Source organism: Brenneria nigrifluens DSM 30175 = ATCC 13028, assembly GCF_005484965.1.
Lineage (GTDB): Bacteria > Pseudomonadota > Gammaproteobacteria > Enterobacterales > Enterobacteriaceae > Brenneria > Brenneria nigrifluens.
In genome coordinates, this window is the sequence record NZ_CP034036.1 from 3,140,334 (window position 1) to 3,157,529 (window position 17,196).

Annotated in this window: 12 protein-coding genes; 5 read left to right on the top strand and 7 right to left on the bottom strand. The window is 55.5% G+C overall.

Annotated features, from left to right (window positions below; genetic code table 11):
* The first annotated feature begins 622 nt into the window (after positions 1–622).
* Positions 623–1,450 carry an HTH-type transcriptional activator RhaS gene (gene rhaS / locus EH206_RS14655; protein WP_009113604.1) on the top strand — a complete coding sequence of 276 codons (828 nt, stop codon included), beginning with the start codon at positions 623–625 and terminating at the stop codon, positions 1,448–1,450.
* A 112-nt stretch (positions 1,451–1,562) separates the two neighbouring features.
* The gene (rhaR, locus tag EH206_RS14660; RefSeq protein WP_009113605.1) at positions 1,563–2,447 is read left to right on the top strand and encodes an HTH-type transcriptional activator RhaR; all 885 of its coding nucleotides are present in this window, start codon (positions 1,563–1,565) and stop codon (positions 2,445–2,447) included.
* Between the two features lie 135 nt (positions 2,448–2,582).
* Here rhaR and rhaB read toward each other — a convergent pair whose 3' ends face one another.
* The gene (gene rhaB / locus EH206_RS14665) at positions 2,583–4,067 is read right to left on the bottom strand and encodes a rhamnulokinase (RefSeq protein ID WP_009113606.1); all 1,485 of its coding nucleotides are present in this window, start codon (positions 4,065–4,067) and stop codon (positions 2,583–2,585) included.
* Positions 4,068–4,087: 20 nt separating this feature from the next.
* Entirely contained in the window at positions 4,088–5,122 is a 1,035-nt protein-coding gene (rhaT, locus tag EH206_RS14670; protein ID WP_009113607.1) for an L-rhamnose/proton symporter RhaT, read from the bottom strand.
* 536 nt (positions 5,123–5,658) lie between these two features.
* On the opposite strand from rhaT, the gene fucO reads away from it, so the two are divergent.
* Complete coding sequence (gene fucO / locus EH206_RS14675; protein WP_009113608.1) at positions 5,659–6,810, top strand: lactaldehyde reductase; 1,152 nt, start codon at positions 5,659–5,661, stop codon at positions 6,808–6,810.
* Between the two features lie 53 nt (positions 6,811–6,863).
* Here fucO and EH206_RS14680 read toward each other — a convergent pair whose 3' ends face one another.
* From EH206_RS14680 to EH206_RS14695, 4 genes are all read right to left on the bottom strand, one after another.
* Positions 6,864–8,300, bottom strand: a complete 1,437-nt coding sequence (locus tag EH206_RS14680) for an MFS transporter (protein ID WP_009113609.1) — start codon at positions 8,298–8,300, stop codon at positions 6,864–6,866.
* 97 nt (positions 8,301–8,397) lie between these two features.
* Positions 8,398–9,033 (bottom strand): TetR family transcriptional regulator, encoded by a 636-nt coding sequence (locus EH206_RS14685; RefSeq protein ID WP_009113610.1) that lies wholly within the window; start codon positions 9,031–9,033, stop codon positions 8,398–8,400.
* A gap of 111 nt (positions 9,034–9,144) precedes the next feature.
* Positions 9,145–12,246 (bottom strand): efflux RND transporter permease subunit, encoded by a 3,102-nt coding sequence (locus EH206_RS14690; protein WP_009113611.1) that lies wholly within the window; start codon positions 12,244–12,246, stop codon positions 9,145–9,147.
* A 9-nt stretch (positions 12,247–12,255) separates the two neighbouring features.
* A complete protein-coding gene (locus EH206_RS14695) occupies positions 12,256–13,422 on the bottom strand; it encodes an efflux RND transporter periplasmic adaptor subunit (protein ID WP_050815610.1) in 1,167 nt (388 codons plus the stop codon).
* A 64-nt stretch (positions 13,423–13,486) separates the two neighbouring features.
* Here EH206_RS14695 and EH206_RS14700 point away from each other — a divergent pair, with 64 nt between their 5' ends.
* Positions 13,487–14,113 (top strand): TetR/AcrR family transcriptional regulator, encoded by a 627-nt coding sequence (locus EH206_RS14700; RefSeq protein WP_009113613.1) that lies wholly within the window; start codon positions 13,487–13,489, stop codon positions 14,111–14,113.
* Positions 14,114–14,177: 64 nt separating this feature from the next.
* Here the strand turns inward: EH206_RS14700 and EH206_RS14705 are convergent, their stop codons facing one another.
* Positions 14,178–15,542: a carboxylesterase family protein gene (locus EH206_RS14705; RefSeq protein ID WP_009113614.1), complete on the bottom strand. Its 1,365-nt coding sequence runs from the start codon at positions 15,540–15,542 to the stop codon at positions 14,178–14,180.
* Between the two features lie 306 nt (positions 15,543–15,848).
* Here EH206_RS14705 and EH206_RS14710 point away from each other — a divergent pair, with 306 nt between their 5' ends.
* Complete coding sequence (locus EH206_RS14710) at positions 15,849–17,138, top strand: O-acetylhomoserine aminocarboxypropyltransferase/cysteine synthase family protein (RefSeq protein ID WP_198008359.1); 1,290 nt, start codon at positions 15,849–15,851, stop codon at positions 17,136–17,138.
* The last annotated feature ends 58 nt before the right edge of the window (positions 17,139–17,196 follow it).

A 17,196-nucleotide genomic window follows, 5' to 3' on the forward strand; every position in this document is an offset into this window, starting at 1 on the left:
TACGCCGCCATTTCATACGGCCACTATAAAATCCCTTTTTTCTATGGTCGGTAGTGTATTAACAATCATCCGCTGAGACCTTCCGGTGGATGTCAGCATAAAGGGGCTAATGGCAGAATAATCAAGGTGGATGTGCACTCGATCACAAAGTGGTAATACCGGAAATGAAATATAGCGGCGGACAATGAATTGAATTACCTAACCCTCCCCCTGTGATCCACAACGCAAATTTTAATATTTCCTGGCCGATCTTTAAAAAATAACGGAAATATCGATTATGCCGTTCATTTATTCAAGGTGAAGCCGCGTCAAGCACCATACTATACCCTAAATAATTCGAGTTGCAGGAAGGCGGCAAGGGAAGGACAAATTCGTCGGGAACGAATTTGACCAGCCAACGGTTGGCCTCCGGTGAGAGCAGGATGTCTCTCATTAATCCCGATGAGTTTACTTAAGTAAGTGATTCGGGTGACTGACAAATCTGCCTGGAGCAGATTTGAACGCTGCTTGCAGCGGCCCCAACGGGGCGAGTCCCAGGGAGGGGCCGAGTAATGCAGCCAACACATCTGCAGCTTGAAGTATGACGGGTATATAAACCCTGTATAACGGTGAGGAGCTAAATATGACGCTACTTTACGCTGATGATTTCTTTATTTCCAAAGACGCGACAATTACCATAGAACCACGCATACCCCAGGCTGCTTTTCCTGAGCATTGTCACGATTTCTGGGAAATTGTCCTGGTGGAAAAGGGGTCGGGCACTCACGTTTTTAACGATCAGCCTTATATATTAAATAGCGGTACCGTATGCTTTATCCGTGCGGATGATCATCATTTATTTGAGAATGTCGATGAGTTGATCATGACGAATGTGCTTTATCGTTCGCCGCTCGGCTTTCGTTTTTTAACCGATATCAGTCGTTTTCTTCCGTCCCACACCTTGCCGGAAAGCCAGGTTAACTGGCAGATTAACCATGCGGACATGCAACGGGCCAAACAGTTTATCCAGTCGCTGGCCGGCCTGTCGGCGGATACCTCTCCCGAGGGCATCGCGGCCAGCGAAGGACTATTTTTGCAGTTATTGATTATGCTGAGTCGTTGCCGCTTTCAAAACCAGGGGCAAGGCGGCCGTGAACAGCGCCTACAGGATTTGCTGCGCTGGCTACAGCATAATTTCTGCAACGATATAAACTGGGTTTCCCTTGCCGAGCAATTTCAACTGCCGTTGCGCACGCTGCACCGCCAGTTAAAACAGCAGACAGGAATGACGCCCCAGCGTTATCTTAACCGGCTCCGTTTGCTGGAGGCCCGCAAACGGCTGCTGACGAGCGACCAGACCATTACCGAGATAGCCCATGCCTGCGGTTTTGGCGACAGTAATCATTTTTCCACCCAATTCCGGCGCGAGTTTTTCAAATCACCTAAAATGTTGCGTAATAACGAGCATTGATCTCGCCGCCAGCCGACGAGAAAAAAGCACAATTGCCGCCGGCCTCAAATTTCTTTTATCCCTGTGATGTCATTTTTTATCCCTTGCCCGGAAACTGAGGAGGATATTGAAGGTGTCTAATCTGAAGCTAAATACCTCCGATTATTTTCTGTCGGATAAACATGCGATTACCGTGGCGGAACGTTATCCTCAACCGGTATTCCCCACGCATTGCCATGATTTTGACGAGTTGGTAATTGTCTGGCGCGGCAGCGGGTTGCACATCCTTAATGATGTACCCTATGCCATCACCTGCGGCGATCTGTTTTATGTCAATGCCCGCGATCGCCATAGCTATGAGTCGGTTAACGAGCTGGAGCTGGATAATATTCTTTATTGTCGACACCGGCTAACCCTGGGTTCTGATTGGAATGCGCTGCTTCCCGGTGAGGATGTGCCGCAGGAACAGCGATACTGGCGCCTGAGTACCCCCGGCATGCAGGTATTACGCCGAGCGGTTGACGCGCTGGCGCGGGAATGCATGAAAACCGATTCGGTGTCGGTTTTATTGAGCGAAGCATTATTTTTGCAAGTGGCGTTACTGCTAAAGCGCTTTCGTCACGCCCCCGACAGTCCGTTACTGTCAGACGCCGAACAGCTGGATTTACTGCTGACCGCGTTACGTGTCAGCATTGAACGACCCTTCCGCCTGGACGATTTCTGCCTACAGCATCAGCTTAATGCCCGCCGCCTGAAGGCGGTGTTCAAACAGCAGACAGGTATCGGCGTTAACCTCTATTTGCGGCAATTGCGGTTGTGCAAAGCCATGGATCTGCTGCGGCACGGACAGCAGACCATCGGCGAAGTGGCGAAGCGCTGTGGTTTTGACGATAGCAATTATTTTTCGGTGGTTTTCAACCACTCTTTCGGCGTATCGCCACGGGAGTATCGCCAGCGATTTCAGAAAGATCATACGGCCAAAAGCCCCTATAGTGAAGAAGCCGGCATTTCACCGTAACCATTGATGACCCCATACGGATGGATGGTACGCAAATTCTGACATTTTAGGCCCATGACCTGCGTTAAAGCGGCGCCGGGCTCAGAGGATAAACCATCATCTGCGAAACCTTGTACCGCCAGTATCCAGGCTTGTTCAGCGTAACCTTTCATTTTCCGTTTTCTTTGATGAAGTACAAATTACCCGGAAACGTTGCCATACCACGGAAAACTCAGGGAATGTCCGTGGTAAATAGCGCCGTGTCGGGAAGCTGCGCTCCACTATTCGACGCCAGCAGGCGAGATCGGCCACGTCGCCCAATGTCATTAATTGGCAACCTACGTTGCCCAAGGCTGTCGCTTCCACCGGACCGGCGGTTACCGGGATCTGGCAAATATCCGCGCAGAGTTGATTAAGCAACTGGTTCTGGCAACCGCCGCCGACGATATAAAGGTGGTTAAGTTCAGCGCCGCGAAGCGAGCTCAACTCCTGTAAAACCTGACGGTAGCATAAAGCCAGACTGTCCAGAATAACCCGCGCCAGCGCAGCGTTATCTTTCGGCGCCGGTTGATCGGTTTCCCGGCAGGCATCGCGAATGGCTTGTACCATGGACGGCGGATTAAGGAAGCGTTCATCGTTGGGATTGATCAGGCTGGAAAAGGGAGGCTGGTCGGCCGCCCGGGCAATCAGGGCCGGCAAATCGGCGATCGCGAGTTCCCGGCAGACGCTTTGCAACAACCACAGTCCCATGATGTTCTTCAGCACCCGGAATGTCCCGCTGACGCCGCCTTCATTGGTAATATTGGCTACCAGCGCCGTTTCATTGTTATAAGGAACATCGCTTTCGAATCCCATCAGCGACCAGGTTCCCGAACTGAGATAAGCGCTATGCCGATCCCGTAGCGGCGCCGCCACGACAGCACTGGCGGTATCGTGACTGGCGACGGCAATAACCGGCACCGCTTGACCGGAGGGGCATCGCCATTCGCCGACGGTGTTTCCCGGCAGGCGAGGCGTGCCGAACCAACGGCGGGGAATGCCCAGATAATCAAGCAAGCTCTGATCCCAGTCGCCGTTTTCCAGATTAAGCAGCTGAGTCGTACTGGCGTTGGTGTACTCGCGGTTGAGCTTACCGGTCAGGCGATAGGTGAAATAATCCGGGATCATCACAAAATGCGCAGCTTTGGCGATCGTTTCCGCTTGCCGTTCACTCAATGCTTTCAACTGATACAGGGTATTGAACGGTAAAAATTGAATCCCGGTATGACGGTAGAGCGTCTTATACCCCAGTTCGGCGGTAACTCTGGTCATTACCCCGTCCGTTCGATGGTCGCGGTAGGAAACCGCCTCGCCAACCCGCTCGCCCTGCTCGTCCAGCAAAACATAATCCACCCCCCAGGTATCGATGCCAATACCATCCAGACGGCACGAATCATTATCCAACAGCGTCAGCCCGGTCAGGATTTCCCGTTCCAGCCGATCAAGATCCCAACAGTCATGACCCGCCACCTGCTTAAAGCCGTTGGTAAAACGATGTATTTCATTCAGCGTCAATTTTTGCCGATCGGCGTCCCAGCGAGCCAGCATCACCCTTCCGCTTGAGGCGCCGAGGTCAATGGCGGCGAGATTACGTATGGTCATAAGTAATTTCCCCACTTTCTTCAGGATGCGATGCCAAGGCCGACGATATTGGCGGCCAGAATGATCACCAGCGCGCCGAGACTCAGCACTCGAATCGGTTTTTTACCCACGCCCCCCCACTCTTTCAACAGCAGCCCGACAATACCGCCGCACAGTACATAGAAGCTCATATGCAGCATCCAACTGACATAATGGAATTCAGACGGGATATTGGCGTGACCCCAGGCGTAAAAGAAAAATTGCAGATACCACATCACCCCGCCGAGGATGGAGAATAGCGCATTCGCCAACAGCAACGATTTGCCCAGGGATAAATCGGCCTTCAGCGACAACTCCGGTTTGATGGCCAGCCGGACAAAGCAATAACACAGGTTGACGATGGCGCCGCCGCCCATGATCACCACGTAACTTGGCAAGGCCACATAGAGCGGGCTGATGCCAACGTTTTTTGCCTCCTCGTGCATCGGCACCGCGGCATCCATGGCAAATGACATGCCTGCGGAAAAAACGCCGCACATGACAGCCAGCACCAGACCCTTTTTAAGGTTGAATTCTTCCGTGCTGATACCTAATGCGCGTTCCTTCAAGACGCCGGCATAGCTGACGATAGCGACGCCTGCCAGCGCGACGAATACCCCCGCCAGGGTAATTTGGCCTCCGGTAGAACGGATCATTACACCGAACTTGCCTTGCAGAATGGGAGTCATGAGCGTCCCGACAATCAGGGTAATACCGATGGCGATGCCGATCCCCATAGACATACCGAGATAACGCATCGTCAGGCCGTAATTGACATTACCGATGCCCCACATGGCGCCAAAAAGAAATACCGGCAGCAATGTCGACAAGGGAAATGAAGAGAAATAGCCCCAGAAGTCAGGAAGCAGGATAGCGCTGATGGACCAAGGCAAGACCAGCCAGGAGAAAAAACCGCCCAGCGACCACATTGTCTCCCAACTCCATTGCCGGACCTTTTTAAATGGCGCATAAAAACAAGCCGCGGAAGCGGCCCCCACAAGGTGCCAAAAAATACCGAGCATGATTGAACTACCCATTTAAAAATTCCTCAGAAATAAAATTTCAGGATGTAGTGATGTTTTAATAAAAATAACTTTATAAACATATTTTTATATTAATTATAAAACTCACCCAAACCTTCTTATCGATGCCATATCGTCAGGCGATATGGCATTTAAATAAAGATAGAAGTGATAACGCTCACAAAAACACTATTTTTACCTTGAGATAAAAACAACAGCCTAAAAAACATGATCGTTTATTCAAAATCACGCGTAACAGGAAATAAAAAAACATTCAGTCTGAAAGGATTTTATAGAAAAAATACCATGTAGCAGATATACATAACGAATATTAGCTTTGACAGAGCAGACCAATCAGCTCAGGAAGTTTTTCCATATGCTAAAATTAATCTTTAAAATATTGCCACTATTGAATATAAAGTGGCAATAAGAGGAAGGTCAGATAGTGGTAATCGGTTTAACCTACTAAAATAAAGAATTTAAAAATTCAGACTACTGCCAGCTATTTATTCATTAAGGAATATAACTTTCATTAACTCAAGGTTAAAACCATGACTAATCGTATAATTTTAAATCAAACTTCCTATTTTGGCCGCGGCGCGATTTCGCATATTATTGATGAAGCGAAATCACACGGTTATAAAAAAGCGTTAATTGTTACAGATCAGGAATTAATCCGTGTAAAAGTTGCTACGCGCGTGTTTGCGCTATTAGAAAAAGAGGGGGTTGATTTCGAGGTTTTTGATGAAGTATTGCCCAACCCAACCATCAGTATGGTAAAACGCGGCGTGGCCGCTTTCAAAGCGGCGCAGGCGGATTATCTGATCGCTATTGGCGGAGGTTCACCTCAGGATACGAGCAAGGCCATCGGCATCATTATCAATAATCCCGATTTTGCCGACGTGGTTAGCCTGGAAGGGGTGGCCGCAACCGCCTCCCCCAGCGTCCCGATAATAGCCATTCCCACCACGGCCGGCACAGCTGCCGAGGTAACGATCAATTATGTCATCACCGATGAGGAGAAACGGCGTAAATTCGTATGCGTCGATCCCCACGACATCCCGTTGGTGGCGATTATCGACCCGGACATGATGTCAAGCATGCCGGCTTCCCTTAAGGCCGCAACCGGCGTTGACGCCCTGACCCATGCAATTGAAGGGTACACCACCCAGGCAGCGTGGGAATTAACCGATATGTTTCATCTGAAAGCAATTGAAATCATCTCACGTTCGCTGCGCGCCTCGGTCCAGGGCGATCCCCAGGGAGTCGATGACATGGCGTTAGGGCAATATATCGCCGGCATGGGATTCTCCAACGTCGGTCTTGGGCTGGTGCATGGCATGGCGCACCCGTTAGGGGCGTTTTACAACACCCCTCATGGCGTCGCCAACGCCATCCTGCTGCCACATATTATGGAATATAACGCCGCATATACTGGTGAAAAATTCCGGGCGATCGCCGTGGCGATGGGCGTGGGTAAAGCAGCATCCATGACGATTGAGCAGGTAAGGACAGCGGCGATCGACGCGGTGAAGTCGCTCTGCCGCGACGTGGGGATCCCGGCGCGCCTGAGCGAAGTCGGCCTGCAGGAACAGGACATCCCGGCGCTGGCGCAGGCCGCGCTTGACGATGTCTGTACGGGCGGTAATCCCCGTCAAACCAATATCGACGATATCACGGCCCTTTATCGGACGATCTATTAAATGACCGCCTTAGCGACCCCACTGATTCGGTTGCCGTATGGTTGGACCTGCGGTTAGCCGCGCGCATTCCGCGTGCGGCTAACGCTAATGGCGATAGCCAACATCGTGACGGCGGCCGCCATCCAAAGACTCAGTCGAACCGCCTGCCCCTCCTGTGCCGCTATATTCAGGGGGTCGCCGTCGGATTGAACATACGCCGACAGAATAATCCCGATAAAAGCCGCGCCCAGACATTGGCCGAAAGTACGCATTATCGCCAGCACGCCTGACGCGTAGCCGCTGTTTTCACGGGAAGCGTTCGACAATATTTCGCGATTATTGGGACTTTGAAAACAACCGAACCCAATGCCGCACAACAAGCTACGAACGCCGATATCCCACATCTGCGCGTGCTCGGGCAGTTGCGCCAGCAGCGCCAGCCCAATGGCGAACAGGCATAGCCCCACAGAAGAGATGATCGCCGGCGGATAGCGGTCGGCTAGCCGTCCGGCATAGGGCGCCGCCAGGATGATGCCTATCGGCCAGGGAATAAAAAGCAGCGCCGAAACAAACGCGCTGTAGCCATAAACGCTCTGGAACAAGAACGGCAATGCAACGAAGGTAATACCCTGGCTGACAAACGATGTCAGGGAGGTTAACGCCGCCAGTGAAAACCGTGAGGACGCGAACATGTCGAGAGGAAGAAGCGGCTTCGGCGCGCGGCGCTGACGCCAGACGAAAGCCAGGCCGGCGATGACGGCGGTTAATCCATAAGCAACGGCCGTCGTCAGCGTATTAAATGAAAGCGCCCCATCCCCCGGTTGGGAAAAGGTTCTCGCCGTCATGATAAGCGCGCCCAACATGGTTGCAGACAGAATGGCTCCCGCGATATCGAACGGTTCGCGCGCCGGGGACGGTTTGCCGGGGATCACATGCAGGGTGAGCGTCAACGCGATAATGCCTAACGGAATATTGATGGCAAATAACCATTGCCAGCTCATGGCCGACAACAGCGTACCGCCCAGTATGGGGGCAATGGCCGTGCTGGCCGCAACCAGCAAGGCATTCAGGCCCAGTATTCGTCCCAGCAAGCGGTTTGGAAAAACCGATCGGAGAATGGCGGGACCGATACTCAGCGTCGCCGCACCGCCAATACCTTGCAGCAGCCGCATGGCGATAAGCATCTCGAGCGACGATGACATTACGCAGCCCAGCGACGCCAGAGTGAACACGCTGAGACCGATGGCAAACAACGCCCGAAACCCAAACCGGGTGGCAAGCGCCGCAAATATCGCCAGCGTCATGGCGACCGATAAAAGATAGCCGTTGGAAACCCAGATAGCGGATCCTGCGGAAACGTTCAGCGCCCGCGCTATCTGCGGCAACGCGATATTCACCATAGATCCGTCAAATACGGCCATCGCCGTCATCGTCATCACCGCCGTCATGGCTAAACGACGTTCATGGCCCGGCAACCCTTCATCACCCGTCTTGTCGGAAAATAATTCCATCTTAAAAATAACCCCTGCCAATCAACACCCGCATGACATGATCGGCGTGCGGTCATGGTATATATTAACGTCAGATTGTTATGCGCGGCGACGCCTTTTATTCGTATTGTATCCTCACATCGGCGCCGATAATATCAAACAGTATATCCAGCGCGATGATTCCCTCCTCTATCGTCCAACTGTTCTTCGGCATTAAAATGCAATTTTTCAGCGCGCCGCAAAAAACAAAATAAACCAGGCAGGCCAGCGTTTGCGCACGCACAGGCGTAGTTATTTCTCCGTGTAATTTGCCAGACTCGAAAATATGGCGTAGCCATAGCATCAATTTATCCGCACCCTCCTTTCCCGGCGCGAATTCACCGCGCATCTCAGTGGGACATTCGCCACGGAAGAGCATAATCTCAATAACATTGCGCAAATGTCGATCCCCCTGAAGATCGCTCAGACTCCGCAGCAGGCAACGGCGCACAGACTCCACCGATTCGGGAACATTACCGTAGGCGATCGTCTCCAGTTCGGCGATGAACCGCATGGGCGATCGTTCGATAACCTGCCGCAGAAGTTGGTGTTTTTTATTGAAGTGCCAGTAAATGGCGCCGCGGGTGCATCCGGCCCGCGCCGCCACCATTTGCAGCGTGGTACGCGCCACGCCGACATCGCGGAAACAAAGTTCCGCCGCGTCCAGAATCTGTTCGCGGGTCTTCTCCGCCGCAACTTTTGTGCGTCTTGCCACCTGTTCACCTCCTCATCATCCGTACAGTGATGTTTATGGTTGGACAGCGAGCACGCGCCCCGAAAACGACGGGCGGAGCGTCTGGCCCCGCGGCGATACCGCGGAGCGCGTTTATTTCTTCCGGCTGAACCAGCCCGCCACCAGCACATAGAACAGCGGGATATAGAAAATCGCCAGCACGGTGGCAGTGAGCATGCCGCCCACCACCCCGGTGCCGATGGCATGCTTGCTGCCGGAACTGACGCCGGTCGCGACAGCCAACGGAATAACCCCCATAACGAACGCCAGCGATGTCATGATGATCGGACGCAGACGCACGCGCGCCGCCTCGATAGCCGCCTCTTTCAGCGGTTTGCCGGTTTTTTCGTGCAGATCGCGCGCGAACTCGACGATCAGGATGGCGTTCTTCGCCGACAGCCCGATGGTGGTCAACAGACCGACCTGGAAAAACACATCGTTGCCCAGGCCGCGCAGCAAGGTGGCGGCGACCGCGCCGATAACCCCCAGCGGGACCACCAGCATGACGGATAAGGGAATGCTCCAGCTTTCATACAGCGCCGCCAGACACAGAAAAACGATAAGCAGGGAGAGCGCGTACAGCGCGGGCGCCTGCGAACCGGAGAGCCGCTCCTCATAGGAAAGCCCGGTCCAGGAGATATGGAAACCGTCCGGCAGTTTGGCGGCGATATCCTCCACCGCCTGCATGGCTTCCCCCGAACTGTAGCCCGGCGCCGGTTCACCCAGCAGCTCCATCGCCGGCAGGCCGTTGTAGCGCTCCAGCTTCGGCGAGCCGTAGACCCATTTACCGCTGGCGAAAGAAGCAAACGACACCATGTCGCCGTCGCTGTTGCGCACATACCACTTATCGAAATCCTGCGGGGAGATACGTCCCGCGGCAATCCCCTGGATATAGACCTTCTTGACGCGGCCGCGATCGTTGAAATCGTTGACATAGCTCGATCCCCAGGCGGCGGACATGGTGCTGTTGACGTCCGACAGACTCAGCTTCAGCGCCTGTACCTTTTCGTCGTCGATCAGTATCCGGTACTGCGGTTCGTCATTCATGCCGTTGGGGCGCACCATGTGCAGAGCGGGATGCCGCGCCGCCTCCGCCAGGAGCTGGTTGCGCGCCTGCATCAGCTTCTCGTGGCCGTTGCCGCCGCGGTCCTCCAGGAACAGGTTGAATCCGGTAGCGCTCCCCAGTTCCGGCACCGCCGGCGGCACGAAGGCGATGACGCTGCCCTGCTTGATAGTGCTGAAATGGGCCATCGCCCGGTTAGCCACATCGTATACGCTGCCGTCCCGTTCGGCCCAGGGCCGCATCTGCACGAATCCCATCGCCGACCCTTGTCCGCGCCCGGCGAAGTTGAAACCATTAACGACCAGCGCGGAGGAGACCAGATCCTTCTCCCGATCGAGAAAATAGCCGGAGACATCCGTCAACACCTTCTGCGTCTGCTCGGCGCTGCTATTGGGCGGCATCTGCACCTGCACCATGAGTTGCCCCTGATCCTCGTCCGGCAGGAATGAGGTGGGGATCTGGGGAAACAGCGCCGCCAGGATGGCGATAATCAAGCCAAAGAACAGCATCGCCCGCCGGGGGGCGTTCAGGGTTTTCACCACGCTGTTGCGATAGAGCGACGTGCCGCGATCAAAGTTGCGATTGAACCAGCCGAAGAAGCCTTTTTTATTCGCCTGTCGTTGGTGTTCTACCGGCCGCAGCAGGGATACGCACAGTACGGGCGTGAAAATCAACGCCACCAGCACGGACAGCGCCATTGCCGACACGATGGTGATGGAAAACTGCCGGTAGATCACCCCGGTGGAGCCGCCGAAAAAAGCCATCGGCACGAATACCGCCGACAGCACCAGCCCAATGCCTACCAGCGCGCCGGAGATCTGATCCATGGATTTACGCGTGGCCTCCAGCGGAGAGAGACGCTCCTCCGTCATCAGCCGCTCGACATTTTCCACCACCACGATGGCGTCGTCCACCAGCAGGCCGATGGCCAGCACCAGCCCGAACATGGTGAGGAGATTAATGCTAAAACCGAACGCCGCCATCACGCCGAAAGTGCCCAGCAGCACCACCGGAACCGCCATCGTGGGGATCAGCGTCGCACGCCAGTTTTGCAGGAACAGCAGTATCACCAGGAACACCAGCACGATGGCCTCCAGCAGCGTGTGCACCACGCTCTCGATGGACTCGCTGATGAACGGCGCGTTGTCGTAGGGGTAAACCACCTCCATGCCGGGCGGGAATCCCGCTTTCAGTTCGTCCACCTTGGCCTTCACCGCGCTGATGGTATCAAGCGCGTTGGCGCCGGTTCCCAGGCGCAGCGCGATACCGGTGCTGGGCTTATCCCCACCGTATTTCGACTGAATGGAGAAGCTCTCCGCGCCCAACTCCACCCGGGCGACGTCTTTGAGCAGCACCCGCGAACCGTCCGGCTGCACTTTGAGCAGGATATTTTCAAACTGCTCCGCTTTGGTGAAGCGCGTCTTGCCGATGACGGTGGCGTTGAGCTGGGTGCCGTCCTGGGTGGGCAGCCCCCCCAGTTGCCCGGAGGAAACCTGTACGTTCTGCGCCTGTATCGCGCCGCTGACGTCCAGCGGCGTCAGGTTATAGCCGTTGAGCCTGGCCGGATCCATCCAGATGCGCATGGCGTACTGCGACCCCAGCACGATAAAGTCCCCCACGCCGTTGATGCGCGACAGCGGATCCTGTAGGTTCGACACCGCGTAGTCGCCGAGATCGAAACTGTTCATGCGTCCGTCAGTGGATACCAGCCCGACGACCAGCATGAAATTGACCTGGTATTTGACCACCCTCATTCCCTGCGACTGCACCTCGTCGGGGATCATCGGCGTCGCCAGAGAGAGCTTGTTCTGTACCTGCACTTGGGCGATGTCGGGATCGGTGCCCTGATGGAACGTCGCCGTAATGGTGAACGAACCGTCCGAATTGCTTTCGGATTTCAGGTAGCGCAGGTTATCCAGCCCGCTCAACTGCTGTTCGATCACCTGCACCACCGTGTCCTGCACGGTATCCGTAGAGGCGCCGGGATAGCTGCCGATGATGGCTATCGCCGGCGCGGCGATATTCGGATATTGGTTGACGGGAAGACGATTGATGGACAGCCCGCCCGCCAGCATGATGACGAGGGCGATGACCCAGGCAAACACCGGCCGATCGATAAAAAAGCGTGACATGGCGGCTCCTTACTGTGGCTGGGATACGGTGGTTACGCCGGCCGGCGCGGGCGTTTCCGCGTCCACGACCCGGACTTCACCGCCGGGCCTCGCCTTCTGCACGCCGTCGACGATCACCCGGTCGCCGGGCGCCAGTCCGGCGCTGACCAGCCACTGGTTGCCCACCACCCGTTCCGTCGTCACCGCTTTCTGCGTCACTTTGTTATCTTCTCCCACCGTCAGGACAGTCGCCTGACCGGAGGTATTACGCGTGATGCCCCGCTGCGGCACCAGCAGCGCCCGTTCACGCACCCCCTCCTGTAGCCTGGCGCGCACGAACATACCGGGCAACAGGCGGCCCTCCGGGTTGGGAAACTGGGCGCGGATAATCACCGAGTCCGTGCCTTCATTCACCGTCACCTCGGAGAATTTGAGGCGTCCGGCATAGGGATACTCCATACCGTTGTCCAGCAGCAGCCGCACCTCCGCCTGCCGATCGCCGCTGCGTTTCAGACTGCCGGCGGCCAGTTCATCCTGTAGGCGCAAAAGCGCCGTCGAAGACTGGGGAATATCCACATAGATGGGATCGAGCTGCTGGATGGTCGCCAGCGCCTCCGTTTGGTTCGCCGTCAGCAACGCGCCCTGCGTCACCGACGAACGGCCGATACGGCCCGAAATAGGCGCGATGATTTTGGTATAGCCGAGATCGATACGCGCGGAATCCGCCGACGCCCGCGCCTGTAGCCAGGACGAACGGGCGTCATCCCGCTCCTGCTGACTGATGGCCCCGTTCCGCACCAGCCGTTCGTAGCGCTGCGCCAGCAACCGCGCCGACTCCAGGCTCGCTTCCGCTTTCGCCAGCGTGGCGCGGTAAGGCGCGGGATCGATCTGGTACAATACCTGCCCCGCCTCTATCATACCGCCCTCGTCAAACAGACGTTGCTGGAGAATACCGCCGACCTGCGGTCTGATTTCGGCGATGCGATACGAGGTGGTTCTGCCGGGCAGTTCGGTAGTGAACGCCACATCCGATTCAGCGAGCGTAATCACGCCGACTTCGGGAATAACGGCCGTTGGCTGATTCTGGGGGCGATCGCATCCTGACAACCATAACGCCAGTAAGGCGGGTAAAACCGGCCGGGTGAGACGAGAACGAAGAGATATCACGCGGTTGCTCCGATCGATTAGAATGTTCATTCTAGTATATTCATACTAAAATGAGATTTGCAATACCAGACCTCGCAATACAGGGGAGAGAAAAATGAAAGACAATGAGGACAACGAGATCCGGGAAAAGAATCGGGATCGCCGGAAACAGGTGCTGGACGCAGCGGCGAAATGTTTCAGGGAAGAAGGGTTTCATGGTTGCAGTATCGCCCGGATTTCCAAAGCGGCAGGCATGAGTCCCGGACACATCTACTACCATTTCGCCAATAAGGAAGCGATCGTCGAGGCGCTGGTAGCGCAGCAGGAAAATTCGCTGCTCGAACTGGTGAACGATATCGCCGCCTCGCCGCCGGATGAAAATCTGGCCGACACCCTGACCCGCCATACGAAGAAGATGGTCGATCACCACACCTCTGCGGATTTCGTCGGGCTGTGGCTGGAAATGGCCGCGGAGGCCACGCGTAATCCGGGCATCGCCAGACTGCTCCAACTGTCGGATAAAACCATCAGCGCCAAATTCGACCAACAGTTGGCCGCCAGAGGAAAAGCCGCCACCGCGGAGCAACTGAGGCAGCTAAGAATCGGTATGGAGATGATAGCCACCATCTTCAACGGCCTGTCTGCGCGCGCCTATACGCGGGCCGAGGAAAACGGTTCTGACAAGGCGCTGCTGGTGGAAACGATCAACGGCATCATCGCCCATCTGTTTACCCGCAGGTAGCTGCGGGCGCTAATTCGAAGACGCCCCTCCCTGAATCGACGGCGGGCGGATAACCATAACCCGCCTATTTGTGCTGCCGGAATATCCATTCGCGGATAGGTTCAATGGTATACGCAATGCGCCAGGTATTCCGGTGCCCGCTGGCTCCGGCGCTTGACTGATTTGCCGGGATAACGGTGCCTTTGCGGAAAGTCACGTAATTGATTGGGCTATTCTCAGCCTCTATCTTCTCAAAAGCGCGGCGGAATTGTTGCGGCGTCCAAGTACCATCCCAGACCGCGCGGCTGATTTTCGCCCCTTCCTTTTCCAGATTGGCGGTAATGGCGTTTTGACCCGGATAGGCTTTGTCGTCATCTTGCGATACCAGGATCCAGAGTTTCTGTTTGGCGAGCGGTTTCACCCGTGCGGGATCCCATTGACCGGCCACCAGAAAAGAGGCGGCGAAGAGTGTCGGGTACTTGATATTCATCGCGATCGACATCATACAGCCGCCTGACTGGCCGGTGGCGTAGAGCCGGTTCCGGTCAATGTTGTATTGCTCCGCAAGCGCCTTGATCAAATTGATGGTGGTATCCAGCATCGCGGAGGTTTTCGAATCGTCATCGGCGATGATTTCGGCGTACTGCGGCGCCAAAACGAAACAGGGCCGCCGGGCCTGATCTTCGGGACTCGCCCAGGACACCGCGCCCAGCCCCTGATACAGCGTGGTGCGCGTGACGTCGCTGGTCGCGCCGGCATCGTGCATAAACAGCACCAGCGGACAGGCGGTGCCGGCAGCATGGTTTTTCGGCACGAACAGATTATAACGCAGCATCTTGCCGGTCTGCGGGTCGTGGAATGCCAACTGCCGGAAATCATCGACGATGGGATTCTCGACCCGGGTCGTCGCCAGCGCCTTGCGGCTGGCGGGAATGACATCGCCGTTGGTCATCGCAACGGCTGCGGACTGAACGACGCTGGCCGCGGCGGTTTTGTAGACAGTGTCATAAGCCGGTATATCGCCCGCATGTCCGGGGCCGCCGCCTCTCTTTCCCGCGCCATTACCACCGGCGGGAGAAGACGCCGGTCCTCCGCCTTGCGCCTGCGCTTTGCCGGCGAGCGGAGCATTTTCATCCTCGGGCGATAGCGTAATGATGGCGAAGCGCCCCTCCGCCGCACGGTCGGCGGGATTAGCCGATGTGCTGGCAAAAACGCCGGTCACCGTCCGTCCCGCAACCTGGAAGCTGGTAGTAAGTAACTCGGCGCTCTTGATGGCGGCGTCGTACTCCACGGCGACCCCCGTCAGCCGGATGCCATCGCCAAAGACCTGCGTGATGGCGGTAGCCGCCGTTGCGCTCCGGGTGCCGCCTGCGGCAAAAACAGGAGCGCCGATCGCCATCAGTGCTCCGCTACAAACGCCCATGACCAGAAATTCCCGCCGTGATGGCATCTCCATTCTCCTCGGTTGTTGCTATCTTTCATTCGTTTCAGTTTATAACAACAGCGGTCGCCGCCGATACGCATCAGTAATTGGAAAGGAAGCCCGCCGAAAGTAGGGATCGTTCTCACCTACCCTGTCGCCAAACGGCATTACCGCGTTGCCGCCATGCTGTGTTGAAAACCACTGGATATCCAATGCCGAAGTAAGTACGAAAATAACAATAAATATTCTTTTTTGTCAGTTAACAAACACCTCTGCCTATGTTGTTCTGATTGCCTCACTCTTCCAGTTAACAGCGAACATTTTATGGCATCCTTGAAATTTGAAACCTTGCAACTTCATGCCGGGCAAGAGCCGGATCCCACTACCGGCGCACGGGCCGTGCCTATCTACCAGACGACGTCATATGCTTTTGAGAACGCCCAGCAGGGCGCGGATCGGTTTGCGCTACGGGAATTCGGCAATATCTATACGCGAATTCAAAATCCCACCACCGACGTTTTTGAAAAGCGCATCGCCGCACTGGAAGGCGGTGTTGCCGCACTGGCGGTGGCCTCCGGGCAGGCCGCGCAATTTATTGCGTTGAACAATATCCTGCAGGCCGGCGATAATTTCGTCACATCGCCTTCATTGTACGGCGGTACCTATGCCCAATTTAATCTATCATTCAAGCGATTAGGCATAGAAGCCCGCTTTGCCAAAGATGACGACGCGGAAAGTTTCGCCAGCCTGATTGATGAAAACACCAAAGCCCTTTACCTGGAAACCATAGGCAATCCGCGTCTGGGCTTTCCTGACTTCGACCAGTTCGCCGAGTTGGCGCAAAAATATGATTTACCTTTGGTGGTTGATAATACCTTTGCCGCCGGGGGGTATCTCTTTCGTCCGCTTGAGCATGGCGCGCACGTGGTGGTGGAATCGGCCACCAAATGGATCGGAGGACATGGCAACAGCATCGGCGGCGTGATCGTCGACGGCGGCAATTATCTCTGGGGTAATGGAAAACACCCGCAATTCTCAACGCCATCAGAGGCTTATCATGGTCTGGTGTATAACGACGCTTTCGGCCCGGCCAGCGAGTTCGGCAATATTCAGTTTATTATCCGCGCCAGGGTCGAGGGCTTGCGCGATTTCGGCCCCAGTCTGTCGCCCTTTAATGCCTTCCTGCTATTGCAAGGGCTGGAAACACTCTCACTGCGGGTAGAGCGCCATGTGGATAACGCACTGGAACTGGCCCGCTGGCTGGAAAAACATCCGGAAGTGGAAAGCGTGAATTATCCGGGATTGCCCTCCAGCCCGGCATACGACATTGCCCATAAATATCTGAAGAAGGGATTTGGCGGCGTACTGTCCTTTGAAATCAGCGGCGGCAAAGAGCGCGCCAGCCGTTTTATCAACAGCCTGCGGCTGATTACCCATCTGGCGAATGTGGGCGACGCCAAGACCTTGATTATCCAGCCTTCGGCCACGACCCATCAACAGTTGAGCGATGCACAGCAAATCTCCGCCGGCGTAACGCCCGCCGGGCTGCGGATCTCCGCTGGCATCGAGCATATCGATGATCTGAAGTCGGACATCGAACAGGCATTCAAGGCGAGCAAATAGCCAGGCCCGCCTGTAACGCGCCATCATTTCCATTCGGCCTCGCCCTTTCCCCTGAAGA